Below are 24,092 nucleotides of genomic sequence, written 5' to 3'. Positions count from 1 at the left end.
AGCAAGCTTTACTCCTACAATTATCTCAGAACCGTCCGATATTGAGACTCGGATGTCCGGATGTTGTACTCAAAACTCGGTTTCACGAGTTTTTGAGACAGTGCCAATGAAAAAACCACCCATATTCAGGGGCAGGTCAGACCCGGTTTTTGATCTACTGATAACATCGCCGCACAAGGAACGCCTCTCGGACTACCTCGCTCTACTCAAGCCTCTGGACGACCAGGGGCGATATCTGTCGTTCGATGATTTGCGCTATCGCTGGGCGCCGGGGCTGGATTCGAATCTGTGCTGGGCCTTGGTCAAGAAGGCCCGAACAGCGCAGTACTCCAGCCTGTTGCCATTGGGTGAGCCGATGCGGTGGGGAAACTTCATACTGACGCCCGTGGCACAAAAAGCGATTTCTGCCGTGGACCGACAGGCCACCACTGCCGCGCTGGAGTACATGACCAGCCAGATCGGCGAGCGCGCGCATTTCAGTTATCTGCTTAATGATTTGATCGAAGACGAAGCCATCAGCAGCAGTCAGCTCGAGGGCGCGGCGACTACCACCCGGGTGGCCAAGGACATGCTTAAGCGCCATCGCCTGCCGCGTACGCCGGATGAGCGAATGGTGATCGACAATTACAAGATGATGAACTTCGCTTGGGAAAAACGTTATGAACCGCTGAGTATCGAGCTGGTCAAGGCACTGCATCGTGTTGGCGTATCAGGTATCGATGACGGGCAATATTCGCCGGGGGATTTGCGGGTCAACGATGACGTGGTGGTGCAGGACGGACAGGGCAATACGGTTCATGTGCCGCCTCCTGCTGCCGGGCTCGCCGGGCGTTTGCAGGTGCTGTCGGCATGGATCAATCAATCCCACAACGATCCTCATCGGACGGACTATCTGCATCCGCTGATCAAGGGCATTGCGCTGCATTTTGCGTTGGGTTATGAGCACCCGTTTCGCGATGGCAACGGCCGCGTCGCTAGGGCGTTGTTCTACTGGTTCATGTTCAAGAATGATTTCTCGGCGTTTCGTTACATTGCCATCAGCGTCTTGCTGCGCAGTGCGCCGGTGAAGTACGGGCGCTCGTATCTGAAAACCGAAGCGGACGATCTGGACCTGACGTATTTCATCGATTTCCAGTGTTCGGTGGTGTTGCGTGCTGTCAGCAGTTTTACCGAGGCTTATAGGAAGAGTCTGATAAATGCCGAGTGCTTTGATCGTTGGTTGTCGGAGTCTGGATTTTTCGATCGGCTGACCGAAAAGCAGCGGACGATATATCAGGTGGCCAAGAGTGGCATGGCCAAGGAGTTTACGGCGGTCAATGTGAAGGCGAATCTGGGGTGTTCCTACAACACGGCGTCGACCACGTTGAATGGATTGGTGGGTCTGGAGTTGTTTGAAAAGCGCAAGCTGGGGCGGGAGTGGGTGTTTTTTCTACGACCCGGATCGGCGGCCTGAACCATTGTGGGAGCGGGCTCGCTCGCGAAGGCGGTGTCTCAGTCAACATAGACTTTGACTGAGACACCGCCTTCGCGAGCAAGCCCGCTCCCACAGGTTTTTTGTTGATGCTTAGAGCGTGCCGAAGACCTTCTTCGCCAAACTGGTCGCCGCAGCCGCCGGGTTGTTGCGGATGGTTTCTTCCTGCTTGCCGATCATTTCGAACAAGCCGTTCAGCGCCTGTTCGGTGACGTAGCTTTCGATGTTGGCATTCTTCGTATCGATCACGCCCATGGTCGCAGCTTGCCCGGCGAACGAGTTGTACTGCTGGGCCAGGCCGACCTGGTCGGTGGCTTGTTTGACGATCGGCAGGAACTTGGCGCGGATCTGTTCGCGGCTGGTTTTGTTCAGGTACTGGGTGGCCGAGTCGTTGCCGCCGCTGAGGATGCCCTTGGCATCATCTACCGTCATCTTTTTCACGGCATCGACGAGGATTGGCTGGGCTTGGACGACAGCGTTTTCCGCCGCTTTGTTCATGCTGGTTTCCAGTTGATCGACCTGATCACCCATGCCGAACTGTTTCATCTTGCTGGCGACTTTTCCCAGCTTGCCTGGCAGCTCGATTTTCACGTCCGGGTTGTTGCTGAATCCCCCCGGTGTGCCGAGTTGTTTCACGGCCAGTTGCGCACCTTGGGTCAGGGCGTCCTTGAGACCGCCGGTGGCGTCTTTTTGTGAAAGGTCGCTGAGCGACAGCGCCATTGCGCTGGCGCAGATCATCAAACCTGCGCACAGGCCGGCAAAGCGAAGGGTAGGGCGGAGCATGGCAACTTCCTTTCTCAAAAAGACTTATCGGGCCGCGTCGACGCGGACCTTCACAGGCTGTGGATCGGTGCCGTCCAGTCGCACGGCGTGATTCTCGGTGGTGATGAACAGCAATTTGCCATCGACTTCAATGCGCGCGTTGATCGAATAACGGTGATTGGGCTCGATCTGCGACGGGTCGTAGGTCAGGTGAAAGGGCAGCGGCACCTGGCCTTTGACCGGGCCTTTCTGCTCGTCGAGGACGACCGCAGGTGCGTCGGCCAAGGACACATCCTGCAAGCTGACGCTCAATGTCGCTGAGGGTGGCAGGGCGATACGTTGCAGATAAAAGACTTCGCCATCGAGGCTGGCCTTGGGGGCGGGGTGAGGTGTCTGGCAGGCACCCAGTAAAAGGGTAAGCCCAAGGATAGAGAGTTTTTTCATGTGGCGGATCCTTGTCATTGGCGCCCGAAGAAGACCGGCGTCAATGACAATTTAACGGATTCCACCGGCAATATCGCCCGCAAGTTTGCAGCGAGCGTGCAGCCTGTATTGCATGCTGGACGGTTCAGCCGATGTTTGAGCGGTGGTAGGGCTTAGTTGCTGACAGGGCTGACCAGTACTTCCTGCCCTTGCACGTAGTCGACGCCCAATTCCACCGAGTGATGGTGAGTAGTGGTGAAAATCAGTTCGTCGTCGGTTCTGATGTTTGCCCAGATTGCATAGGTGTGACCGGGCAGGACATCCGCCAGGCTATACGTGAGGTTGAAACTCAAACCCGCGGTTTCCGCGTGAGGCGTCACTTGACTGGCAAGCTCTTTGGCCGGGGCATCTGCCAGAGAGACATCTCGCAGGCTGACATAAAGGGTCGAGTTTGGCGGCAATGCAATCTTTTGCAGATAGCGCACGGAGCCGCCGATGGTTTTTACGGATTCGTTGATCATATTGATTTCCTTATCAGTTAGATCGTCGGAAATGACGAACGCTGATCCTACCGTCATTGCAATCGAACCTAGTGTAGGAATGCTCGTCGGGGCCGATGCGAAATCTTGACGCTCTACATCGGAAGCCTCCTTGCTCCTGAGGATGTTGGCAGCTCAGACGCGCCCGACAAGATCCGCAGCATCTTCACTGCGATGCAACGCCACCTGCTGGATCGACAAGCGAATCTCCGCCGGCAACACCCGTTTCGCCGCGCCCTCGGCCAGTTCGCCGAGCAGTTCGTGATAGCCCAGCTTGCCGGCCTCGTCGCGCTTGAACACTTCCAGATCGAGCATAGTCTGGATGAAGTGGCGGAACAGGCTCTTGTCGAAGAACTCCGGGGCGTTGAGGCCATGCAGGATCGACAGGCGTTGGGCCATGACCGTGCACAGGTCCTCCAGTTCTTCGGCGCTGATGCTGTTCTGGCCGCTGTTGAGCAGCAGGGAAACGGTCATGTAGAAGCGCTGCAAGGTCTGGGCGATGCTTTTCGACAGCAGCGTCAGCAGCACGAAATGCCGCGAGCTCGGCGCCGGACGCAGGTAAACGTCGTTCTCGAAGCGCAGCAGGCCTTGTTCGACGAACGCCTCCAGCCATTGATCGATCACCCCGTCCAGTTCGTCCAGCGACCAGCGAATGAACAACTCGGCTTGCAGGTACGGGTACAGCGCGCGGGTGTAGCGCAGGATCTGTTCGCGGCTCATGCGCGATGCGCTCTGGAAGAAACTTGCCAGTAGTGCCGGCAGTGCGAAGATGTGCAGCACGTTGTTACGGTAGTAGGTCATCAGGACGGCGTTCTGCTCGTCCAGATAGAGAATCTTGCCCAGGGCATCGCTCTGCTCGGACAGCAGATCCATATCCTTCACGTGCTCGATCAGCGCCCGGCCGTCGCCCTCAGGCAGCGTGGTGTGCGGCGAGTAAGGCACCTTGCGCAACAGCGCCAGATAGAGGTCGAGCACCCGCGCCATGGCGCGATCGTCCAGCGCCAGGCGGCTGGTCGACAACAGCGCCAGCGCTACGAGGTTGACCGGGTTGATCGCTGCTGCTTCGTTCAGATGTTGCGCGACTTTCTGGCCGAGGCGGTTGGTGGTTTCGTTGAGCCAGGCCGGTTTGAACTGCGGACCGAGTTCCTGTTTACGCCAGTCCGGCTGTTCGCTGTCGAGGAACTCCGCCAGTTTGATCGGTTCGCCGAAGTTCACCGCCACCTGGCCGAAACGCTGCTTGAGCGCGGCGATGACTTTGAAGATGTCGAAGATCGATTCCTTCTTCTTGCTTGCCCCACGCAATTCACCCAGATAAGTGCGACCTTCCAGCACGCGCTCATAGCCGATGTACACCGGCACAAACACGATCGGCATGCGCGAGGAGCGCAGGAAACTGCGCAGGGTGATCGCCAGCATCCCGGTTTTCGGTTGCAACATGCGCCCGGTGCGCGAGCGGCCGCCTTCGACAAAGTACTCCACCGGGAAGCCCTTGGTGAACAGGGTGTGCAGGTATTCGTTGAACACCGAGGTGTACAGCGGGTTGCCCTTGAAAGTGCGGCGCATGAAGAACGCACCGCCACGGCGCAGCAGGCCGCCGATCCCGGGCATGTTCAGGTTGATCCCTGCGGCGATGTGCGGCGGGGTCAGGCCGTTGCGGAACAACAGGTAGGACAGCAGCAGGTAGTCGATGTGGCTGCGGTGGCAGGGCACATAGATCACTTCATAACCCGGAGCGACCTTCTGCACGCCTTCGATGTTGTTGACCTTGATACCGTCGTAGATCTTGTTCCAGAACCAGCTCAGCACCACTTCCATGAAGCGGATCGCGGTGTAGGTGTAGTCCGAGGCGATTTCGTTGCCGTAGCGCAGGGCCTGGGCCTTGGCTTTCTCCGGGGAGATGTTTTCGCGCTCGGCTTCGTCGAGTATCGCCTGCTTGACCAGAGGCTGGTTGACCAGGCCCTTGACCAGGTTGCGCCGGTGGGAAATGTCCGGGCCGATCACGGCCGCTTTGAGGTTGCGGAAATGCACCCGCAGGATGCGTTGGGCCATGCGTACGGTGCGCTCGTGGCCCTTGTTGTGCTCGATCAGCTCGCGCAGATGGATCGGCGCGGAGAACTGCACGCGGGTCTTGCGACCCAGCACGATGATGCTGAGCAAGCGACGCAGACGCCCGGTGACCGCCCAACTGTCGGCGAACAGCAGCTTCCACGGGCTCGACTCGCTGTCCGGCGACTGGCCCCAGAACACGCTGACCGGAATGATCTGTGCGTCTTCGGCGGCGTTTTGGCTCAGGGCGCTGACCAGGCGGGTCAGGGTCGGCGGCGCACCTCGCTTGTCCTGGCGACCGAGCCAGTCCGGATCCGGCGTCAAGTAGAAGAACGCCGCCGGTTCCAGCAGGTTGCCCACCGACACCGGCAGCACCGGACGTGGCAGGCCGGCCTTGCTGCATTCGGTGTCGACCACGGCGAGGTCGGTCAGCGAAGGATTTTGCAGGACGTAGAACACCGGGCGACTGCGGTCGAGGTTGAGGGTGAACGACGACTGGTTGATCGTCTCCGAGCGAACCCAGAGGTACAACAGTCGGCGCAGGGTGCCAAACACTAGACGGCGGAGCGGGGAACGGGTCATACGGCATCTGCATGAGTGAATGAAAAAAACCGAGCGTTTGCTCGGGCGGTCGATAGTGTGCCGGATTCGCCGAAAATCGGCAAAAAAGCGGCAATCAAAGTGCTATTGAGAGATTAAACGTCTGACATATACTCGGCGCTCTGTCGCCGCTGCCCTTCAGGGGACGGCATGTGCAGGCTGACGTTCCGAGGCTTTCCTGCGAAAAGCCCGATCAATAATAAAAAGGGAGTATGAACAGATGGCAACACGTGAAACCGGCAACGTGAAGTGGTTCAACGACGCCAAGGGCTACGGCTTCATTCAGCGCGCGGACGGGGTGGATGTGTTCGTGCACTACCGCGCGATTCGCGGTGAAGGCCACCGTTCACTGACCGAAGGCCAGCAGGTCGAGTATGCGGTGGTGGAAGGGCAGAAGGGGCTGCAGGCTGAGGATGTGGTGGGGCTTTAAAGCCGATCTTCAGAACACAAAAAACAATGTGGGAGCGAGCCTGCTCGCGAAAGCGGTGGATCAGTCGACATCAATGTTGAATGACTCACCGCCTTCGCGAGCAGGCTCGCTCCCACAGTTGGTTTGTGTACGGGGTTAAGCCGTTTTCCAGGTGATTTCTTCTTCACCGTCGGCGCTGATGCGAATCCAGCGATCAGCCGTCTCCTCACCTTCTTCCTCGACCCAGCTGCCCGGCGCGCAGCGCACTTCGACGTTCAGCGCGGCAAACGCGGCGCGGGCGCAGGCGATGTCGTCTTCCCACGGGGTCTGGTCACTTTCCAGGTACAGGCTGTTCCATTTTCCAACGGCCTTGGGCAACCAGGTCACCGGCACGTTACCGGCCTTGCACTTGTAGGTCTGGCCTTTCCGCACCCAGTCGGTGCACGGGCCCAATGCCTCGCCGAGCCAGGCGGAGACGGCCTTGTGGTCGACGTCGGCGTCTTTCAGGTAAATCTCGATATCGGGCTGGCGCATGGATGTCCTCACTGCGTGTCTGAAAAATCCATTCGCGGATTTAGCCGGCCTTGAGCCGTTGCTCAAGACCAAAATTAGTAATTATTGAAGAACGAAATAATCGTAGCGCATCGAGACGGTGACCTCGAATGGCTCCGCCTGTTCGATGACCGCTGCCCGGCGTTCGGCACTGGCACGCCAGCCGTGGGGCGTCATGGCCAGCAGGTTCGCCCGGTCCTGACCGCTGGCGAGCGTCAATTTGAATGCCAGGGTTTCGCTGTGTTGCAACGCCATACCTTCAGGCACCAGAGCCAGGTGCTTGTCGTCGGTGTATTCGCGGACCTCGTCGTACAGCCGCTCGCGCAGTTCCATCAGGTGGCCGCTGGTGGGTCCGACTTTCATCAGGCCGCCGCCGGGGCTGAGCAGGCGTTTGGCTTCGTTCCAGTCCAGTGGACTGAAAACGCTGGCCAGGAACTGGCAACTGCCCGACGCCAACGGCACGCGGGCCATGCTGGCAATCAACCAGGTCAGCCGCGGGTTGCGCTTGCAGGCGCGCTTGACCGCCTCCCGGGAAATGTCCAGGGCGTAGCCATCGGCGTCTGGCAAGGCCTCGGCGATTTGCGCGGTGTAGTAACCCTCGCCGCAACCGATGTCGACCCAACGCTGCGGCGCTACACCTGCCGCCAGCTCCGCCAGCCGCCTGGCCACCGGTGCGTAATGCCCGGCGTTGAGGAAGTCGCGGCGGGCTTCGACCATTGCCAGGTTATCCCCAGGGTCACGGCTGTTCTTGTGCTGTACCGGCAACAGGTTCAGGTAACCCTGGCGCGCACGGTCGAAACGATGCCCGGCGGGGCAGGCCACACCGTTGTCCACCGCATTGAGCGGTTCGCTGCAGATCGGGCAAGCGAGCATCAGGCGAGCAACTTGATCAGGGTCTGGTAGTAGATTTCGGTCAGCACATCGAGATCGGCTGCCAGCACGCGTTCGTTGACCTGGTGAATGGTCGCGTTGACCGGCCCCAGCTCAACCACTTGCGTACCCATGGTCGCGATGAAGCGCCCGTCGGAGGTGCCGCCACTGGTGGACGCCTTGGTTTCGCGGCCGGTGATGTCCTTGATGCTCGACGACACCGCGTCGAGCAGCGCGCCCGGTTCGGTGAGGAACGGCAGGCCGGACAGCGCCCAGTCGATGTGCCAGTCCAGGCCATGCTTGTCGAGGATGTCGGCGACGCGCTTTTGCAGGCCTTCGACAGTGGACTCGGTGGAGAAGCGGAAGTTGAACACCGCCACCAGGTCACCCGGAATCACGTTGGTCGCGCCGGTGCCGGAGTTGACGTTGGAGATCTGGAAACTGGTCGGCGGGAAGAAATCGTTGCCATGGTCCCAATGCTCGGCGGCAAGTTCGGCCAAAGCCGGGGCGGCGAGGTGGATCGGGTTTTTCGCCAGGTGCGGGTAGGCGACGTGGCCCTGCACGCCGCGCACGGTCAGTTTGGCACCCAGGGAACCGCGACGGCCGTTCTTGACCACATCACCCACCAGGGTGGTGCTCGACGGTTCGCCGACGATGCACCAGTCCAGACGCTCCTTGCGCGCGGCCAGGCGTTCAACCACCGCCTTGGTGCCGTGGTGTGCCGGACCTTCTTCGTCGCTGGTGATCAGGAAAGCGACCTTGCCCTTGTGATCCGGGTAGTCGGCGACGAAACGCTCGGCCGCCACGGTCATGGACGCGAGGCTGCCTTTCATGTCGGCCGCGCCACGGCCGCAGAGCATACCGTGCTCGTCGATGACGGCGTTGAACGGATCGATCTGCCAGGCGGTCACCGGACCGGTCGGCACCACGTCGGTGTGACCGGCGAAGCACAGCACCGGACCGTCGTGTTTGCCGTGGGTGGCCCAGAAGTTATCCACATCTTCGATGCGCATGGGCTCAAGCATAAAACCGGCATCGCCCAGGCGCTGCATCATCTGCTTCTGGCAATCGGCGTCGACGGGCGTCACGGACGGACGGCGGATCAGATCGATGGCGAGTTGAAGGGTCGGCGAAAGGTCGGCGTGGGCCGTCATGGAAAACTCCGAAAATCATGAATGTGGGCATGAACTCACTGTGGGAGCGAGCCTGCTCGCGAATGCTGTGTGTCAGTCAACATAAACGTTGATTGTTACAACGCCTTCGCGAGCAGGCTCGCTCCCACAGGGATTAAGTCCGGCCATTGGGCCGCAGGCCCCGCAAAATGGCGGTTATCTTAAAGCAAAACGGCGACCATTGGCCGCCGTTTAGTGCATCGGTGAAGATTTAGACCGCTGGTGCCGTTTCGGTTTCGGCTGTCGGTTTCGGCAGCGACGACAGGAACGCCATGATCAGCGCCGCCAGGTACGGCAGCGACTGCACCAGCAACATGGCCACCCAGAAGCGCATGTCGTTGCTCGGCATACCGTTGACCAGGAAGATCCCCAGCGCCGCGCCCCACAGCAACAGCATGATGAACAGCTCTTCCCGGGCTTCGGAAATCGCCACCCAGAAGCCGTGGTTATCGGCGTTCTTCGGCGTGCGGAAAAACGGAATGCTGCTGGTGAAGAAGCCGTACAGCACCGCTTTGGCGATGGTGTGCGACAACGCCAGCCCCGCCAGTGCCGCGCAGAATGCATCCTTGAGGTTTACGCCCACCGCGCGACGGTAGAGGAAGATGATCTTGCCGACCTTGAACACGAACAGCGCCAGCGGCGGGATCGCGAAAATCAACAGCGGCGGATCGACCCGCTGCGGCACGATGATCATCGCCGCCGACCACAGCAGCGCGCCGACGGTGAAGAAGATGTTCATGCCGTCCGCCACCCACGGCAACCAGCCCGCGAGGAAGTGATAGCGCTGGCCGCGGGTCAGCTCGGTGTCCTTGCCGCGCAGCAGGCTGCGGGTGTGACGCTTGATGATCTGGATCGCGCCATAGGCCCAGCGGAAGCGCTGTTTCTTGAAGTCGATGAAGGTATCGGGCATCAAACCTTTGCCGTAGCTGTCGTGGTAATACGCCGCCGACAGGCCTTTTTCGAAGACCCGCAGGCCCAGCTCGGCGTCTTCGCAGATGCACCAGTCGGCCCAGCCCAGTTCTTCGAGCACCGAGCGACGGGTCATGGTCATGGTGCCGTGCTGGATGATCGCGTCACGGTCGTTGCGCGTCACCATGCCGATATGGAAGAAACCTTTGTATTCCGCGTAGCAGAGCTTTTTGAAGGTGCTTTCGTTCTGGTCGCGGTAGTCCTGCGGCGATTGCACCACGGCGATTTTCGGATCGGCGAAGTGCGGCACCATGTGCTTGAGCCAGTTCGGGTGCACGCAGTAATCGGAGTCGATCACCGCGATTACCTCGGCATCCTTGGCGGTGTGCGGGATCAGGTAGTTCAGTGCACCGCCCTTGAAACCGGCCAATGGCGCGACGTGGAAGAACTTGAAGCGCGGGCCCAGGGTTTCGCAATAATCACGCACCGGTTCCCAGACCGCCGGGTCCTTGGTGTTGTTGTCGATGATCAGGACTTCGAAATCCGGATAGTCGAGGTTCGCCAGGGCGTTGAGGGTCTGTTTGACCATCTCCGGCGGCTCGTTGTAGCAGGGCACGTGAATCGAGACTTTCGGTCGATAGTTCGAATCGCCGACCACCGGCAGGAATTCCCGGCGCCGCTTGTGGATCCAGACTGCTTCGGCCAGTTCGTGGGCCTCGGTCAGCAACACGATGAACACACCGAGCGCGCCGAGGGCGAGCAGGAATCCTACCGTCAGGCTGAACCAGGTGCTGTATTGCTGGCTGTAGTCGTAGCCGATCCACACCAGCACCGAACCGCAGAGGAACGCGATAAAGGTCAGGAAGGTACGGCCACGCTGGCGCAGGGCCGAGCCGTCGATCATCAGCAGGGTCAGCGACAGCAGAGCCAGCACTACCGAGCCGATGGCCAGCACGCGCCATTGCGGAATGGCGACCACCGGGCCTTCGAAGTTGAATTTCTGCTGGCGCGCGGCGTTGAACACACCCCAGTAAGCGCCCACCGAACCTTCGTCACTGACTTTCCACGGCTGGTCGAAGGCTTCGATCACGAAGTAGTTGAAACCCTGGCGGTTGAGCTTGTTGACCAGGGTCCGCAGGTAAATCGCCTGGTCCGCCGGCGACGCGTCGGCGCCGCCGCGCATGCGGCCATTGCTCGGCCAGCCGACCTCGGACAGCAGCAGCGGTTTTTTCGGGAACATCTTTTTCAGGTCGCGGGCACGGTCGAGGACGAACTGCCCGGCCTTGTCCATCGGGATGAATTCCCAGTAAGGCAGAACGTGCGCGGCGATCAGGTCGACGTGCTTGGCCAGTTCCGGATGCTCTTCCCAGACGTGCCACTGCTCGGAGGTGGTCACCGGCACTTTCACCGCAGCGCGGACGCGATCAAGGATCACGCTCAGTTCGGCAGCGGTGATTTCCTTACGGAAAATGGCTTCGTTACCGACAACGACGCGGACGACGCTGCGCGAAGAATTGGCGATTTCGATGGCGCGGGTGATCTCCCGCTCGTTGCGTTCCTGATCCGGACTGATCCAGATCCCCAGCGTCACCCGCAGGCCGAATTCTTCCGCCAGTTTGGGGATGTTCTCCAGCGTTCCGTCGACCGAGTAAGTACGGATGTTGTCCGTCAGCTTGCTCATGATCTCCAGGTCGCGACGCATCTGATCGTCGGTCGGATACTGTTCTTTCTGTGGGAATTGACCTTGCTGGAACGGCGAATACGAGAAGCCGGAGATTTGCTCGGGCCAGTTGGGCGTGGTGACCGGGCGATTGATCAGCGCCCAGAAGCCGGTAAACAAGGCAGCGATGGCGAGCACCACCACCAGGTTGAGTCCAAATTTACGCGATGACATGGTTATTTCGGGTTCCAAAGGCTGTGGAACGAGGGAACGATCGGCTGCCGCCAAGAGGGCGCGCATCCTACACCGGTAATTCACTGAACGTACATCGGACAGGGAAATGCCGGACGTTGGGCAATCCAAGTCGATTTAAGTTCTTTCGTTAGAGCGTGTAGGGCAAATCTTCGTTCGATGCAGTTTTATGGACGATGTCCGGTCATAGCGTAATGATGTGCTTGACGCCCGACGGCCCTATAATGCGCGCCGGTTTTTTAGGTAATGGTCATGAGTACAGAAGATCCGCGGTTTGCTGGCATCGCCCGTTTGTATGGCATCGAAGGGCTCGAGCGCCTGCGCGCGGCCCATGTGGCGATCGTTGGCGTGGGTGGCGTCGGCTCCTGGGCGACGGAAGCCATGGCCCGTTGCGGTGTGGGCGAGATTTCGCTGTTCGACCTCGACGACGTTTGCGTCAGCAACGCCAACCGTCAGTTGCATGCGCTGGACAGCACGGTCGGCAAGCCCAAGGTCGAGGTGATGGCTGAGCGCCTGCGCGGGATCAATCCCGACTGCACGGTGCACGCAGTGCCGGATTTCGTCACCCGCGAGACCATGGCCGAGTACATCACCCCGAATATCGACTGCGTGATCGACTGCATCGACAGCGTCAACGCCAAAGCGGCGCTGATCGCCTGGTGCAAGCGCCGCAAGATCCAGATCATCACCACCGGCGGTGCGGGCGGGCAGATCGACCCGACGCTGATCCAGGTCTGCGACCTGAACCGTACCTTCAACGACCCGTTGGCCTCGAAAGTACGCTCCACCTTGCGCCGCGACTATGGTTTCTCTCGCACCGTAACCCGCCATTACAGCGTGCCGTGCGTGTTCTCCACCGAGCAACTGCGCTACCCGAAACCGGACGGCAGCATTTGCCTGCAGAAGAGTTTTGTCGGCGACGGCGTGAAGCTCGACTGCGCCGGAGGCTTTGGCGCGGTGATGATGGTGACGGCGACGTTCGGCATGGTCGCGGCGACCAAGGCCGTGGACAAGATCGTGGCGGGTGTGCGTCGGCCGGCGGATCGGATCAAACCTCAGGCTTAAGTATTGCTGCTGATGACCTCTTCGCGAGCAGGCTCGCTCCCACATTGGAATGCTTTCCCTTGTGGGAGCGAGCCTGCTCGCGAAGGCGATTATCCAGCCAACTCATTCATCCGCTGAAGCACTGCATTCAAGCCATTGCTGCGCGACTGGGACAACTGCCGGCCCAGCCCCAACTGATTGAACCAGTCCGCCAAGTCCACCTGCTGCAACCCGGCCGCCGACAACCCGTTGACCCGCGCCAGCAGCAGCGCCACCAAGCCGCGAATCAAACGTGCATCGCTGTTGGCCCTGAACAGCCAGCGGCCATCCTGCAACTCGCCCACCAGCCACACCTGGCTTTCACAGCCGTGCACTCGATTGGCCTCGCACATGTCGACATCGCTCAACGCGGGCAGACGTTCGCCCCATTGCATCAACAGGCGCGCCCGTTGTTCCCAGCCAGGTGCGTTCTGAAACGCTTCCAGAGCGGTCACGGCCTCGGCAGGCAAGCTCATCGCAGCAACTCCAGCGCTTGATCCAGCGCTTCAAAGAACCGTTCCAGATCTTCGGAATCGTTGTACAACGCCAACGACACCCGAATCGCCCCGGCCAGGTGCAGGCTTTTAAGCAGGGGCATGGCGCAATGATGGCCGGCGCGCACTGCGATCCCTTGTTCGGTCAGCAAATGCGCCAGATCCGAGTTATGCACACCGTCAATGGTAAAACTGGCCAGCGCCACTTGCGGCTTGCCCAGCAGGCGGATGCCATTGCGCGCTTCCAGGCCCTTGAGCAGGTAGTCATGCAGTGCCGCTTCATGGGCAGACACGGCGTCCTGATCGAGCCCGGCGAGATAATCCAGGGTCGCGCCCAAGCCGATTACGCTGGCGATCGGCGGCGTGCCTGCCTCGAAACCCAGCGGCGCGGGACGAAAGCGGGCGTCCTGGTAGTTGGCGTCCAGCACCATCTCGCCACCGAACTGCCAGGGGCGCAGCTGTTGCAGCGCTTCGTTGCGTCCGAACAACATGCCCAGGCCATCGGGGCCATAGAGTTTGTGACTGGAAAACACATAGAAGTCACACCCCAGTGCCTGCACGTCATGCCGGCCATGGACCACGCCCTGGGCGCCGTCGATCACGGTCAAGGCGTTATGCGCCTTGGCTATCGCCAGCAGTGCGGGCAGGGGTTGCCAGGCGCCGATCACGTTGGACAACTGGCTGATCGCCAGCAGGCGCGTGCGTGGGCCGATCAACCCTGTAGCGGCTTGAAGGTCGATCACGCCGTCGGCATCCAGCGGCAGGATTACCAGCTTCAGCTCGCGACGGTGTGCCAGTTGCTGCCACGGCAGCAGGTTGGCGTGATGTTCCAGGGCGCTGATGACAATTTCATCGCCCGGATGGAATAGAGGTTCCAGGCCATAAGCCAGGAGGTTCAGCGCAGATGTCGCGCCGTGGGTGAAGATAATCTGCCCGCTGTCACCGGCATTGAGCCATTGCGCGGCTTTGCGACGGCTGTCCTCGAACGCCTGGGTGGCGTGGGCGCCTGGCAGGTGTTGCGCCCGATGCACATTGGCCGCGCCGTTGGCGTAGTAATGCGCCAGGGCATCCAGCAGGGCTTGAGGTTTTTGCGTGGTGGCGGCGTTGTCCAGATAGGTCTGGTCTTGCCGTTGCAGAGCGGCGATGGCCGGAAAATCGGCGCGCCAGGGGGAGGCAATCATCATGGTGTTCGGCCTTTACGCCTGACCCCTGTAGGAGCGAGCTTGCTCGCGAAGAACGCTTGGACGACACGGGGTGTCTGGTGCCGCGTGTTATCGCTTACGTTCATCGCGAGCAAGCTCGCTCCTACATAGGTGGTCGTGTAACGCTTAGTTGTGAGCGTGCAGCGCTTCGTTCAGTTCGATGGCCGATTTGTGGGTTTTGCATTCCACGGCACCGGTTTCCGAATTGCGGCGGAACAGCAGATCGGTCTGACCGGCCAGTTCACGGGCCTTCACGACTTTGACCAACTGGTTTTTCTCGTCCAGCAGCGCCACTTTGGTGCCGGCGGTGACGTACAGGCCCGACTCGACGGTGTTGCGGTCGCCCAGCGGGATACCGATACCGGCGTTGGCGCCGATCAGGCAACCTTCGCCAACCTTGATCACGATGTTGCCACCGCCCGACAGGGTACCCATGGTCGAGCAACCGCCACCCAGGTCCGAACCCTTGCCGACGAATACGCCAGCGGATACGCGGCCTTCGATCATGCCCGGGCCTTCGGTGCCGGCGTTGAAGTTGATGAAACCTTCGTGCATCACAGTGGTGCCTTCGCCCACGTAGGCGCCCAGGCGCAGACGTGCCGCATCGGCGATACGCACGCCGGCCGGAACCACGTAGTCGGTCATTTTCGGGAACTTGTCCACCGAGAACACTTCCAGCAGCTCGCCGCGCAGGCGTGCTTCGAGCTGATGCTCGGCCAGCTCGGCCAGATCGATGGCGCCCTGGCTGGTCCAGGCCACGTTCGGCAGCAACGGGAAGATGCCAGCCAGGTTCAGGCCGTGTGGCTTGACCAGGCGATGGGACAGCAGGTGCAGCTTGAGGTAAGCCTCAGGGGTGGACGACAGCTGGGCGTCTTCGGCCAGCAGGGTGGCGACCAGTGGCTTGTGGCTCTCGGCCAGACGGGTCAGCAGGGCAGCCTGGGTTGCATCGACGCCTTTGACGGCTTCAGCCAGTTGCGACGCCTGGGCGGTGGTGAAGGCGATGGCCTGATTGCCTTCGCTGTAGCCCAGAATCGGCGCGATGGCAGCGACCAGTTCGGCCGACGGGTTGAGCAATGGCTGAGCGTAAAACACTTCCAGCCATGCGCCTTGACGGTTTTGAGTGCCGACACCAAAGGCCAGGCTGAACAGGGTAGTGGACATGTTGATACCTCTAACAAATTGAAACGGGCCGCTTACTTCAGAGCTGCCGCGTAGATATCTGGCTTGAAGCCAATCAGGGTTCGTTCACCGAGATCGAGCACCGGGCGCTTGATCATCGAAGGTTGTGCGAGCATCAGTTCGATGGCTTTCGACTGGTCGAGATCGGCTTTGCGTTCGTCGTCGAGCTTGCGAAAGGTCGTGCCTGCACGGTTCAACACCACTTCCCAGCCGTGCTCGTTGCACCATTGGGTCAGGTGTTCACGGTCGATACCGACCGCCTTGTAATCATGAAAGTCATAGCGGACAGCGTGTTCATCGAGCCAGGTGCGCGCCTTTTTCATGGTGTCGCAGGCTTTGATGCCGAAAAGGTGCAACGTTTTGCTTGAAACGGTCAAGGAATCGCCCCCTTTACAGGTGCTGGAGAAAAAAGGTGTCGGATTATGCCATGACCGGACGGTTTCGCGGCGGCTGTGGTCGGGTTTGTATGTGTGCCATGGCATAAAACCTGACCCTGTACCTGTGGGAGCGAGCCTGCTCGCGAAAGCGGTGTGGAAAACAACAGAGAGGATGTTGAATGTCAGTCCGCCTTCGCGAGCAGGCTCGCTCCCACCGGGACTACGGTGATCGCTTGCGACATAGGTGCAAGGGTCGTACGCAGTCTAAGCGGCTAATATGACGCCTCAATGCTGTCGATTCTCCGGGAACCCCGCTTTATGCAAACCGCTTATACCGTCCTGATCATGCTCATGTTGGTTGGCGTTTCGCGCCTGATCGGACGGGTGATTCCGCTGCCGTTGCCCTTGGTGCAGATTGCCGCTGGCGCCTTGCTCGCCTGGCCGACGCTCGGTCTGCATGTGGCACTGGATCCCGAGTTGTTTCTCTTTCTGTTCCTGCCGCCGCTGTTGTTTTCCGACGGCTGGCGCATGCCCAAGCGCGAATTCTGGCGTTTGCGCGGGCCGATCCTGACGCTGGCGGTGGGCTTGGTGCTGTTTACCGTGGTCGGTGCCGGGTATTTCATTCACTGGTTGCTGCCGAACATCCCGTTGCCGGTGGCGTTTGCCCTGGCGGCGGTGTTGTCGCCCACGGATGCCGTGGCGGTTTCGGCGATCTCCCAGAACCGCCTGCCGACACCCTTGATGCATATGCTGCAAGGCGAGGCGTTGATGAACGATGCCTCGGGCCTTGTGACCTTCAAGTTCGCCCTGGCAGCGGCGGTGACCGGCGTGTTCTCGCTGGCCAACGCCAGCGTGACCTTCGTGCTGGTGGCGGTCGGTGGCCTGGCCATCGGTGTGGCGTTGAGCTGGCTGGTCGGGCGTTTGCGCTCGTGGATGATTGCCCGCGGCTGGGATGACCCGGCCACCCACGTCGTGTTCATGTTGTTGCTACCGTTTGCCGCTTACGTTCTGGCCGAGCGCGTGGGCGCGTCGGGCATTCTGTCGGCGGTGGCGGCGGGCATGATGCAAAGCTGGCTCGATCTGCTGCCGCGCCAGACCAACACCCGTCTGCTCAATCGCAGCGTTTGGTCATTGCTGGAGTTCGCCTTCAACGGCTTGATCTTCCTGCTGCTGGGCCTGCAGTTGCCGGACATCATCAAGGCTGTGGCCAGTCACGAACCTTCCTTGTGGCCGACACTGCTTTATCGCTGCCTGGATGTGCTGGCGATTTTCCTGGTGTTGCTGGTGTTGCGGTTTGTCTGGGTGCAAAGCATCTGGCGCCTGTCCATTTTTGTTCGGCGCTTGCGCGGCAAGGACGAGATCACCCGGGTGCCGAGCGCGCGCTCCTGCTGGTTGCTGACCGTCGGTGGCGTGCGAGGTGCGGTGACGCTGGCGGGTGTGATGTCGGTGCCGATGCTCATGGGCGGCGGCGCATTTCCCGAGCGCGACCTGCTGATCTTCATCGCCGCCGGGGTGATTTTGTTGTCATTGATTGCCGCGTGCATTGCCTTGCCGTTGCTGCTGCGCGGTATCGAGAAAAGCCCCGACGACAAACGCCGCAACGAAGTGCGCGACGCCTGGCGCAAGACCGCCGAGGCCGCCATTCATGCGCTGGAAACTGAAGAGGTCAATCCGCAGGACGCCACTCAGGCGGCGCTGGCGGCCGAACTCAAGGCGCGGATCATGTCCGAGTATCGCCATCAACTGGAAGTGTTCAACGATTCTGCCGAAGCCCAGGCCCTGGCGTTTCAGATGGATCTGCTGGAGCGGCGGTTACGCTTGAAGGCGCTGCGGGCGCAGCGCCTGGAGTTGTACAGCCTCAGCCGCCAGCACCAGGTTGGCGATGACGTGTTGCGTGAGGTGTTGGGGGAGCTGGATTTGAGCGAGGCCAAGCTTGGCCAGGTGAAATAAAGCAGCCGGGAGACGCTCGATTGCTCGCGAAGAACGTGTGGACGACACGGGGTGTCTGGTGCCGCCCGTTATCGTTCACGTCCATCGCGAGCAAGCTCGCTCCTACAGGTCCGAATTTATCGGCGGCGCTGGATGAAATCGCGAATCCGCTCGGCGGCTTCAACGCACTCGGCCAACGGCGCGACCAACGCCATGCGCACACGCCCGGCACCCGGATTGACGCCATCCACATCCCGGGACAGGTAAGAACCCGGCACCACCGTCACATGCTCTTGCTCGAACAGGTCGCGGCAGAAGGCTGCATCGTCACCGGCCACATTCGGCCACAGGTAGAAACTGCCATCGGGGCGTTGTACGTCCAGGACCGGGCTGAGGATTTCCAGTACGGCGTCGAATTTCTCGCGATACAGTGCCCGGTTGGCGCGCACGTGCACTTCGTCGTTCCATGCCGCCACGCTGGCCAGTTGCGTCTGAACCGGCATCGCGCAGCCGTGGTAGGTGCGATAGAGCAGGAAGCCTTTGAGGATGTCCGCATCGCCAGCAACAAAACCGGAACGCAGGCCCGGCAGGTTGGAGCGCTTGGACAGGCTGTGGAACACCACGCAGCGCTTGAAGTCCTTGCGGCCCAGTTCCGCGCAGGCGCTGAGCAGGCCCGGCGGCGGGGTTTGTTCGTCGAAGTACAGTTCGCTGTAGCACTCGTCCGCGGCAATCACGAAGTCATGTTCGTCGGCCAGGGCGATCAGTTTTTTCAGGGTTTCGACCGGGATCAACGCGCCGGTCGGGTTGCCTGGCGAGCACAGGAACAGGATTTGGCAGCGCTTCCAGATGTCCGGCGACACCGCATCGAAATCCGGGTTGAAGCCGTTTTCATCCAGGCACGGCAGGTAATGCGGCTTGGCCCCGGCGAGGAAGGCTGCCCCTTCGTAGATTTGATAGAACGGATTCGGGCTGACCACCAGCGCGTCATCGCCACGATTGACCACGGTCTGGGTGAAGGCGAACAGGGCTTCACGGGTGCCATTGACCGGCAGCACGTTGCGCGCCGGGTCGATCCAGCCGTTCGGGACGTTGAAACGACGTTCACACCAGGCAGCAATGGCTTCGCGCAGCTCCGGAATGCCGAGGGTGGTCGGGTACACCGCCATCTTTTCCAGATTACTGGCCAGGGCTTCGGCGACGAAGCTCGGCGAACGGTGCTTCGGCTCGCCAATGGACAACGCGATAGGGCGTTTGTCCGGGTTGGGGGTGACGCTACCGAGCAGGGCGCGGAGTTTCTCGAACGGGTAGGGCTGGAGCTGGGACAAAGCGTTGTTCATGGGGGCCTCTTGTAGGGGAGCGGGCTTGCTCGAGTGTCAGTCCGGGCGCAAAACTGTGGGAGCGAGCCTGCTCGCGAGGAGGGTGGCAGTTCAACATCCTAGTGTGCTGATCCACCGCTTTCGCGAGCAGGCTCGCTCCCACATTGGGTAAATAGGCCCATTCCCACAATGGAGAAGTGGGGGTGATTCAGATACTGATGCGCGACAGTTTGATATCGGGTTCCTGGTTGACGCTCAGTTGTTCAACGATCGCATCCTGCAGGCGGCTGCACAGCAGCGGATCGGACAGCGGTTGATTGTTGGCATCGGTGATGAAGAACACGTCTTCCACGCGTTCGCCGAGGGTGGCGATCTTGGCGTTCTGCAACGACAGGTCGAACTCCAGGAAGATCGTGCCGATCCGCGCCAGCAGGCCAGGGCGGTCGGGGGCTGTCAGCTCCAGCACCGTCACCGGGCGCTGCGCATCGTTGTGGATGGTCACCTGCGGTGCGAAAGCGAAATGCTTGAGCTGGCGCGGTACCCGTCGCTGGATGATCGTCGGGTAGTCGTCCGGGTTGCGCAAGGCTTCGGTCAGGCCATCGCGGATCTGCTTGACCCGCGCCGGATTATCGCCGATCGAGTCGCCGTCGGTGTCGAGCACGATGTAAGTGTCGAGGGTGAACTGGCTGCTGGAGGTGATCACCCGGGCATCGTGGATGTTCAGGTTGAGCTGGTCCATCGCGGCCACGGTCACGGCGAAGAAGTCGTGCTGGTCCGGCGCGTAGATGAAAATCTGCGTGCCACCCTCGAATTCTCGTTGCGTGGTTTCCTTGATCAGTACCAGCGGCCCGCCGTCGGCGGGTTGCTGGAGGATCGCTTCGGTGTGCCAGGCGACGTCGCCGGCGGTGTGACGCAGGAAGTAGTCGTCACCCAACTGCGCCCACAATTGCTCGACATCGTCCGGATCGGTGCCGCCTCGCACCAGGATGTCCAGAGCGGCGCTTTGGGTCTGGCGGATCTGCTCTTCGCGGTCCACCGGGTTTTCCAGGCCGCGTCGCAATGCGCGTTTGGTCTCGGTGTAGAGCTGACGCAACAGGCTGGCGCGCCAGGAGTTCCAGAGCGTCGGGTTGGTGGCGTTGATGTCGGCGACGGTCAGCACGTACAGATAGTCGAGGTGGGTTTCGTCACCGATGATCTGCGCGAAATCGTGGATCACCTGCGGGTCGGACAAGTCCTTGCGCTGGGCGGTGGTCGACATCAGCAAATGGTTTTGCACCAGCCAGACGATCAGGCGGCTGTCCCACACGGGAAGTTGGTGACGCTGGCAAAACGCCTCGGCGTCCACGGCGCCGATTTCCGAGTGGTCGCCATGCCGGCCCTTGCCGATGTCGTGATACAGGCCGGCCAGGTAGATCAATTCGGGCTTGGGTAGCTTGCCCATGAGTTTGCTGGCCAGCGGGAATTTTTCCGACACCTGGGTGTACTGCAACTTACGCAGGTGTTTGATCAGGTTCAGGGTGTGCGCATCGACCGTATAAATGTGAAACAGGTCGTGCTGCATCTGTCCGACGATGAACCCGAACTCCGGCAGATAGCGCCCGAGGATGCCGTAACGGTTCATCCGGCGCAGGTTGCGGTGGATGCCGATCTTGCACTTGAACAGTTCGATGAACAGGCTGGTGTTGCGGATGTCGTTGCGGAAATCGTCGTCGATCAGGTGGCGGTTTTCCCGCAGCAGACGAATGGTGTCGGCGCGCACGCCTTTGATTTCCGGCTGCTGGGCCATCAGCACAAAGATTTCCAGCATGGCGAACGGGGTGCGGCGGAACACGTTGTCGTTGCGTGCCTCGATGTAACCATCGTGCAACTGGAATCGCGAGTTGATCGGCTGTGGCGGCGCCTCATCTTCCGGCGCGAGGATGACTTCCTCGAAGTGCTGGATGATCAGGTCACTGAGCTGGGCAATGCTCATCACCACCCGATAATACTGCTGCATGAAGTTTTCGACGGCCTGTTTGGCGTCGTCACCTTCGAATCCCAGCAGCTTGGCAATGGTGCGCTGGTGATCGAACAGCAGGCGGTCTTCGGCGCGTCCGGCGAGCATGTGCAAGGCGTAACGCACTTTCCACAGAAACTCCTGGGAGGAGGCCAGCAGGGCGTTTTCGCTCTCCACGAGGAAGCCTTCGCCCGCCAGTGCCCGCAGGTTCAGGGTGCCGTACTCGCGACGGGCCACCCAGAGAATCGTCTGGATATCCCGCAGACCGCCAGGCGAACCTTTGACGTTGGGTTCCAGGTTGTATTCGGTGTCGTTGTACTTGTGGTGGCGGGCCTTCTGCTCCGCGCGTTTGGCCAGGAAGAAGTCCTTGCTCGGCCACATGTGCGCTGTGCTGGTGACATCCAGCATGCGCTGGCGCAGGTGCTCCGGCCCGGTGATGGTGCGGCTCTCCATCAGGTTGGTCACCACCGTCAGGTCGGCGCGGGCCTCGACGGCGCACTCTTCGACCGAGCGCACGCTCTGACCGACTTCCAGGCCGATGTCCCACAGCAGCGTCAGAAAACGCTCGATGGAATCGCGGAAGACTTCATGGTCGGCGCTGTCCAGCAGGATCAGCAAATCGATGTCGGAGTAGGGATGCAGCTCGCCGCGACCGTAGCCGCCGACGGCGACCAGTGCGATATCGGCGTCTTCACTCCAGTTGAACTGCTCCCAGGCCTTTTGCAGGATGTTGTCGACGAACCAGGCGCGATCCTCGATCAACCGGCGAATGTCCCGACCGCTGCGAAAGCGTCCGTCGAGCACCTCGCGGGCCTGGCGGATCGCCTTCTTGAAGGCCGCGATCGGGCTTGCCTTCAGGGCCAGTTCAGCCTGGAACTGGCCGCGGTCGAAGAGTTCGGGATCCACCTGCGGCATCGATTGGCTTTCCTCTATAGGGCTGGGAGCTGTGCGGTTGGATCAGGCCGATGCGCGCGGGATGGTGTCATCGCTGCGCAAGGTGAAGATTTCGTAACCGGTCTCGGTCACCAGCAGGGTGTGTTCCCATTGTGCCGACAGCTTGCGGTCCTTGGTGATCGCAGTCCAGCCGTCACCCAGCACCTTGGTGTCGGCGCGGCCCTGGTTGATCATCGGTTCGATGGTGAAAGTCATGCCGGCCTTCAGTTCCATGCCGGTGCCGGCGCGGCCGTAGTGCAGGATCTGCGGTTCTTCGTGGAAGACTTTACCAATGCCGTGGCCACAGAACTCGCGAACCACCGAGAAACCGTTCTTCTCGGCGTGTTTCTGGATCACTTCGCCGATATCGCCCAGGCGGCAACCCGGCTTGACCAGTTGAATGGCCTTGTACATGCATTCCTGGGTCACTTGCGACAGGCGTTCGGCCCAGACCGGTACGGTACCGACGTGGAACATGCGGCTGGTGTCGCCGTGGTAACCGTCCTTGATGACGGTGACGTCGATGTTCAGGGTGTCGCCATCCTTCAGCGGTTTCTCGTTCGGGATGCCATGGCAGACCACATGGTTGATCGAGGTGCAGATGGACTTCGGGAAGCCCTTGTAGTTGAGAGGGGCAGGGATGGCCTTCTGCTCGTTGACAATATAATCGTGGCAGATGCGGTCGAGTTCTTCGGTGGTCACGCCCGGTTTGACATGTTCGGCGATCATTTCCAGCACATCGGCGGCCAGTTTGCCGGCGATGCGCATTTTTGCGATGTCCTCGGGGGTTTTGAGGGTGACGGTCATACAGGCTCTCTCTGCGCCAGGCGGCGCTTTACAAACGGAATGGGCGTTGCGCGATCGAATTTCGCGGCCCTGAAAAACGCGATTCTAACAGACGCTCGGCGCAATTCGGCGCCTCTGTGCATCGCTTCTCTCTATAGAATGGTGCATTCTGGGCCGATTCCAAGGGGCGGAATGCCACGCCCGCCCGGATTTCAGAATCCGGGTTCCGTTTTTCCCTGCCCTGTGATATAAAATGCGCCGCTTTCCGGGGATGCCCCGAAAAGCCTAAATCCACACACGTGTCGACACGATGACCTGGGTGCCTTCAGCTGATGCTGCTGGTTGGTCATTGGGATACGTGGAGGCCAAACCCGACTTATTAAGGAACTATCATGTCCCAAGTCAACATGCGCGATATGCTGAAGGCCGGTGTGCACTTCGGTCACCAGACCCGTTACTGGAACCCGAAAATGGGTAAATACATTTTCGGCGCGCGTAACAAGATCCACATCATCAACCTTGAAAAAACCCTGCCAATGTTCAACGAAGCTCTGACTTTCGTAGAACGCCTGGCCCAGGGCAAAAACAAGATTCTGTTCGTCGGCACCAAGCGTTCCGCTGGCAAGATCGTTGCTGAAGAAGCAGCACGTTGCGGTTCGCCGTACGTCGATCACCGCTGGTTGGGCGGCATGCTGACCAACTTCAAAACCATCCGTGCTTCCATCAAGCGTCTGCGTGACCTTGAAGTACAAGCCGAAGACGGTACTTTCGCCAAGCTGACCAAGAAAGAAGCGCTGATGCGCTCCCGTGACCTGGAAAAGCTGGATCGTTCCCTGGGTGGTATCAAGGACATGGGCGGTCTGCCAGACGCTCTGTTCGTTATCGACGTTGATCACGAGCGCATCGCGATCACCGAAGCCAACAAGCTGGGCATCCCGGTTATCGGCGTAGTCGATACCAACAGCAGCCCGGAAGGCGTTGACTACATCATCCCAGGCAACGATGACGCAATCCGCGCTATCCAGCTGTACATGGGTTCGATGGCTGACGCTGTTATCCGTGGTCGCAACAACGTTGCTGGCGGCACCGAAGTGTTCGTTGAAGAAGCTCCGGCAGCTGCAGCTGAGTAATT

At 60.4% G+C, this 24,092-nt stretch carries 20 protein-coding genes; 5 read left to right on the top strand and 15 right to left on the bottom strand.

Translation table 11 applies throughout. The annotated features are described in order from the left end of the window. Positions 1-106 precede the first annotated feature (106 nt). The gene (locus CKW21_RS28070) at positions 107-1,453 is read left to right on the top strand and encodes a Fic family protein (protein WP_095197110.1); all 1,347 of its coding nucleotides are present in this window, start codon (positions 107-109) and stop codon (positions 1,451-1,453) included. A 111-nt stretch (positions 1,454-1,564) separates the two neighbouring features. Here the strand turns inward: CKW21_RS28070 and CKW21_RS28065 are convergent, their stop codons facing one another. The 4 genes from CKW21_RS28065 to plsB form a co-directional block, all read right to left on the bottom strand. After that, positions 1,565-2,254, bottom strand: coding sequence for a DUF4197 domain-containing protein (locus CKW21_RS28065; RefSeq protein WP_095197109.1), 690 nt, complete (start codon positions 2,252-2,254; stop codon positions 1,565-1,567). 24 nt (positions 2,255-2,278) lie between these two features. Beyond that, complete coding sequence (locus CKW21_RS28060; RefSeq protein ID WP_095197108.1) at positions 2,279-2,677, bottom strand: YbaY family lipoprotein; 399 nt, start codon at positions 2,675-2,677, stop codon at positions 2,279-2,281. A 152-nt stretch (positions 2,678-2,829) separates the two neighbouring features. Then, positions 2,830-3,177, bottom strand: a complete 348-nt coding sequence (locus tag CKW21_RS28055; protein ID WP_095197107.1) for a YbaY family lipoprotein — start codon at positions 3,175-3,177, stop codon at positions 2,830-2,832. A 153-nt stretch (positions 3,178-3,330) separates the two neighbouring features. Beyond that, positions 3,331-5,823, bottom strand: a complete 2,493-nt coding sequence (plsB, locus tag CKW21_RS28050; protein ID WP_095197106.1) for a glycerol-3-phosphate 1-O-acyltransferase PlsB — start codon at positions 5,821-5,823, stop codon at positions 3,331-3,333. Between the two features lie 238 nt (positions 5,824-6,061). Between plsB and CKW21_RS28045 the strand changes: the two genes are divergently transcribed. Then, entirely contained in the window at positions 6,062-6,271 is a 210-nt protein-coding gene (locus CKW21_RS28045; protein WP_019647794.1) for a cold shock domain-containing protein, read from the top strand. A 135-nt stretch (positions 6,272-6,406) separates the two neighbouring features. Here CKW21_RS28045 and CKW21_RS28040 read toward each other — a convergent pair whose 3' ends face one another. The 4 genes from CKW21_RS28040 to CKW21_RS28025 form a co-directional block, all read right to left on the bottom strand. Continuing rightward, a complete protein-coding gene (locus CKW21_RS28040; RefSeq protein WP_095197105.1) occupies positions 6,407-6,784 on the bottom strand; it encodes a hypothetical protein in 378 nt (125 codons plus the stop codon). An 81-nt stretch (positions 6,785-6,865) separates the two neighbouring features. After that, the gene (locus CKW21_RS28035; RefSeq protein ID WP_095197104.1) at positions 6,866-7,675 is read right to left on the bottom strand and encodes a putative RNA methyltransferase; all 810 of its coding nucleotides are present in this window, start codon (positions 7,673-7,675) and stop codon (positions 6,866-6,868) included. Further along, complete coding sequence (gene dapE, locus CKW21_RS28030; protein ID WP_095197103.1) at positions 7,675-8,826, bottom strand: succinyl-diaminopimelate desuccinylase; 1,152 nt, start codon at positions 8,824-8,826, stop codon at positions 7,675-7,677. Before dapE ends, CKW21_RS28035 begins: the two co-directional genes overlap by 1 nt. A 229-nt stretch (positions 8,827-9,055) precedes the next feature. Next, complete coding sequence (locus CKW21_RS28025; protein ID WP_095197102.1) at positions 9,056-11,647, bottom strand: glycosyltransferase; 2,592 nt, start codon at positions 11,645-11,647, stop codon at positions 9,056-9,058. 264 nt (positions 11,648-11,911) lie between these two features. Here CKW21_RS28025 and tcdA point away from each other — a divergent pair, with 264 nt between their 5' ends. After that, a complete protein-coding gene (tcdA, locus tag CKW21_RS28020; RefSeq protein WP_095197101.1) occupies positions 11,912-12,730 on the top strand; it encodes a tRNA cyclic N6-threonylcarbamoyladenosine(37) synthase TcdA in 819 nt (272 codons plus the stop codon). 89 nt (positions 12,731-12,819) lie between these two features. Here the strand turns inward: tcdA and CKW21_RS28015 are convergent, their stop codons facing one another. The 4 genes from CKW21_RS28015 to CKW21_RS28000 form a co-directional block, all read right to left on the bottom strand. Then, positions 12,820-13,224, bottom strand: coding sequence for a SufE family protein (locus CKW21_RS28015; protein ID WP_095197100.1), 405 nt, complete (start codon positions 13,222-13,224; stop codon positions 12,820-12,822). Further along, positions 13,221-14,426, bottom strand: coding sequence for an aminotransferase class V-fold PLP-dependent enzyme (locus CKW21_RS28010; RefSeq protein ID WP_095197099.1), 1,206 nt, complete (start codon positions 14,424-14,426; stop codon positions 13,221-13,223). The genes CKW21_RS28015 and CKW21_RS28010 overlap by 4 nt, the downstream gene beginning before the upstream one ends. Positions 14,427-14,570: 144 nt before the next feature. After that, positions 14,571-15,605, bottom strand: a complete 1,035-nt coding sequence (dapD, locus tag CKW21_RS28005) for a 2,3,4,5-tetrahydropyridine-2,6-dicarboxylate N-succinyltransferase (RefSeq protein WP_095197098.1) — start codon at positions 15,603-15,605, stop codon at positions 14,571-14,573. A gap of 32 nt (positions 15,606-15,637) precedes the next feature. Continuing rightward, the gene (locus CKW21_RS28000) at positions 15,638-16,000 is read right to left on the bottom strand and encodes an ArsC family reductase (RefSeq protein ID WP_095197097.1); all 363 of its coding nucleotides are present in this window, start codon (positions 15,998-16,000) and stop codon (positions 15,638-15,640) included. Positions 16,001-16,318: 318 nt separating this feature from the next. On the opposite strand from CKW21_RS28000, the gene CKW21_RS27995 reads away from it, so the two are divergent. Beyond that, a complete protein-coding gene (locus tag CKW21_RS27995) occupies positions 16,319-17,950 on the top strand; it encodes a Na+/H+ antiporter (RefSeq protein ID WP_095197096.1) in 1,632 nt (543 codons plus the stop codon). Between the two features lie 116 nt (positions 17,951-18,066). On the opposite strand, the gene dapC is transcribed toward CKW21_RS27995, so the two are convergent. The 3 genes from dapC to map all read right to left on the bottom strand — a co-directional run bounded on the left by dapC (position 18,067) and on the right by map (position 22,981). After that, the gene (dapC, locus tag CKW21_RS27990) at positions 18,067-19,266 is read right to left on the bottom strand and encodes a succinyldiaminopimelate transaminase (protein ID WP_095197095.1); all 1,200 of its coding nucleotides are present in this window, start codon (positions 19,264-19,266) and stop codon (positions 18,067-18,069) included. Positions 19,267-19,453: 187 nt separating this feature from the next. Further along, positions 19,454-22,156: a [protein-PII] uridylyltransferase gene (locus tag CKW21_RS27985; RefSeq protein WP_095197094.1), complete on the bottom strand. Its 2,703-nt coding sequence runs from the start codon at positions 22,154-22,156 to the stop codon at positions 19,454-19,456. A 42-nt stretch (positions 22,157-22,198) separates the two neighbouring features. Then, on the bottom strand, positions 22,199-22,981 hold the full coding sequence (gene map, locus CKW21_RS27980) for a type I methionyl aminopeptidase (RefSeq protein WP_095197093.1): 783 nt from the start codon (positions 22,979-22,981) through the stop codon (positions 22,199-22,201). A 371-nt stretch (positions 22,982-23,352) separates the two neighbouring features. Here map and rpsB point away from each other — a divergent pair, with 371 nt between their 5' ends. After that, positions 23,353-24,090 (top strand): 30S ribosomal protein S2, encoded by a 738-nt coding sequence (rpsB, locus tag CKW21_RS27975; RefSeq protein ID WP_008057307.1) that lies wholly within the window; start codon positions 23,353-23,355, stop codon positions 24,088-24,090. Positions 24,091-24,092: the final 2 nt, after the last annotated feature.

Source organism: Pseudomonas sp. Irchel 3A7 (assembly GCF_900187565.1).
In the GTDB taxonomy this organism is placed as follows: Bacteria; Pseudomonadota; Gammaproteobacteria; order Pseudomonadales; family Pseudomonadaceae; genus Aquipseudomonas.
This window is presented reverse-complemented; position numbering and strand designations above follow the sequence as displayed.

What these genes read in the sequence shown, in the direction of transcription:
- CKW21_RS28070 (WP_095197110.1), top strand. Translation starts at nt 107, where the DNA reads ATGAAAAAACCACCCATATTCAGGGGCAGGTCAGACCCGGTTTTTGAT.
- CKW21_RS28065 (WP_095197109.1), bottom strand. Translation starts at nt 2,254, where the DNA reads ATGCTCCGCCCTACCCTTCGCTTTGCCGGCCTGTGCGCAGGTTTGATG.
- CKW21_RS28060 (WP_095197108.1), bottom strand. Translation starts at nt 2,677, where the DNA reads ATGAAAAAACTCTCTATCCTTGGGCTTACCCTTTTACTGGGTGCCTGC.
- CKW21_RS28055 (WP_095197107.1), bottom strand. Translation starts at nt 3,177, where the DNA reads ATGATCAACGAATCCGTAAAAACCATCGGCGGCTCCGTGCGCTATCTG.
- plsB (WP_095197106.1), bottom strand. Translation starts at nt 5,823, where the DNA reads ATGACCCGTTCCCCGCTCCGCCGTCTAGTGTTTGGCACCCTGCGCCGA.
- CKW21_RS28045 (WP_019647794.1), top strand. Translation starts at nt 6,062, where the DNA reads ATGGCAACACGTGAAACCGGCAACGTGAAGTGGTTCAACGACGCCAAG.
- CKW21_RS28040 (WP_095197105.1), bottom strand. Translation starts at nt 6,784, where the DNA reads ATGCGCCAGCCCGATATCGAGATTTACCTGAAAGACGCCGACGTCGAC.
- CKW21_RS28035 (WP_095197104.1), bottom strand. Translation starts at nt 7,675, where the DNA reads ATGCTCGCTTGCCCGATCTGCAGCGAACCGCTCAATGCGGTGGACAAC.
- dapE (WP_095197103.1), bottom strand. Translation starts at nt 8,826, where the DNA reads ATGACGGCCCACGCCGACCTTTCGCCGACCCTTCAACTCGCCATCGAT.
- CKW21_RS28025 (WP_095197102.1), bottom strand. Translation starts at nt 11,647, where the DNA reads ATGTCATCGCGTAAATTTGGACTCAACCTGGTGGTGGTGCTCGCCATC.
- tcdA (WP_095197101.1), top strand. Translation starts at nt 11,912, where the DNA reads ATGGTCATGAGTACAGAAGATCCGCGGTTTGCTGGCATCGCCCGTTTG.
- CKW21_RS28015 (WP_095197100.1), bottom strand. Translation starts at nt 13,224, where the DNA reads ATGAGCTTGCCTGCCGAGGCCGTGACCGCTCTGGAAGCGTTTCAGAAC.
- CKW21_RS28010 (WP_095197099.1), bottom strand. Translation starts at nt 14,426, where the DNA reads ATGATGATTGCCTCCCCCTGGCGCGCCGATTTTCCGGCCATCGCCGCT.
- dapD (WP_095197098.1), bottom strand. Translation starts at nt 15,605, where the DNA reads ATGTCCACTACCCTGTTCAGCCTGGCCTTTGGTGTCGGCACTCAAAAC.
- CKW21_RS27995 (WP_095197096.1), top strand. Translation starts at nt 16,319, where the DNA reads ATGCAAACCGCTTATACCGTCCTGATCATGCTCATGTTGGTTGGCGTT.
- dapC (WP_095197095.1), bottom strand. Translation starts at nt 19,266, where the DNA reads ATGAACAACGCTTTGTCCCAGCTCCAGCCCTACCCGTTCGAGAAACTC.
- CKW21_RS27985 (WP_095197094.1), bottom strand. Translation starts at nt 22,156, where the DNA reads ATGCCGCAGGTGGATCCCGAACTCTTCGACCGCGGCCAGTTCCAGGCT.
- map (WP_095197093.1), bottom strand. Translation starts at nt 22,981, where the DNA reads ATGACCGTCACCCTCAAAACCCCCGAGGACATCGCAAAAATGCGCATC.
- rpsB (WP_008057307.1), top strand. Translation starts at nt 23,353, where the DNA reads ATGTCCCAAGTCAACATGCGCGATATGCTGAAGGCCGGTGTGCACTTC.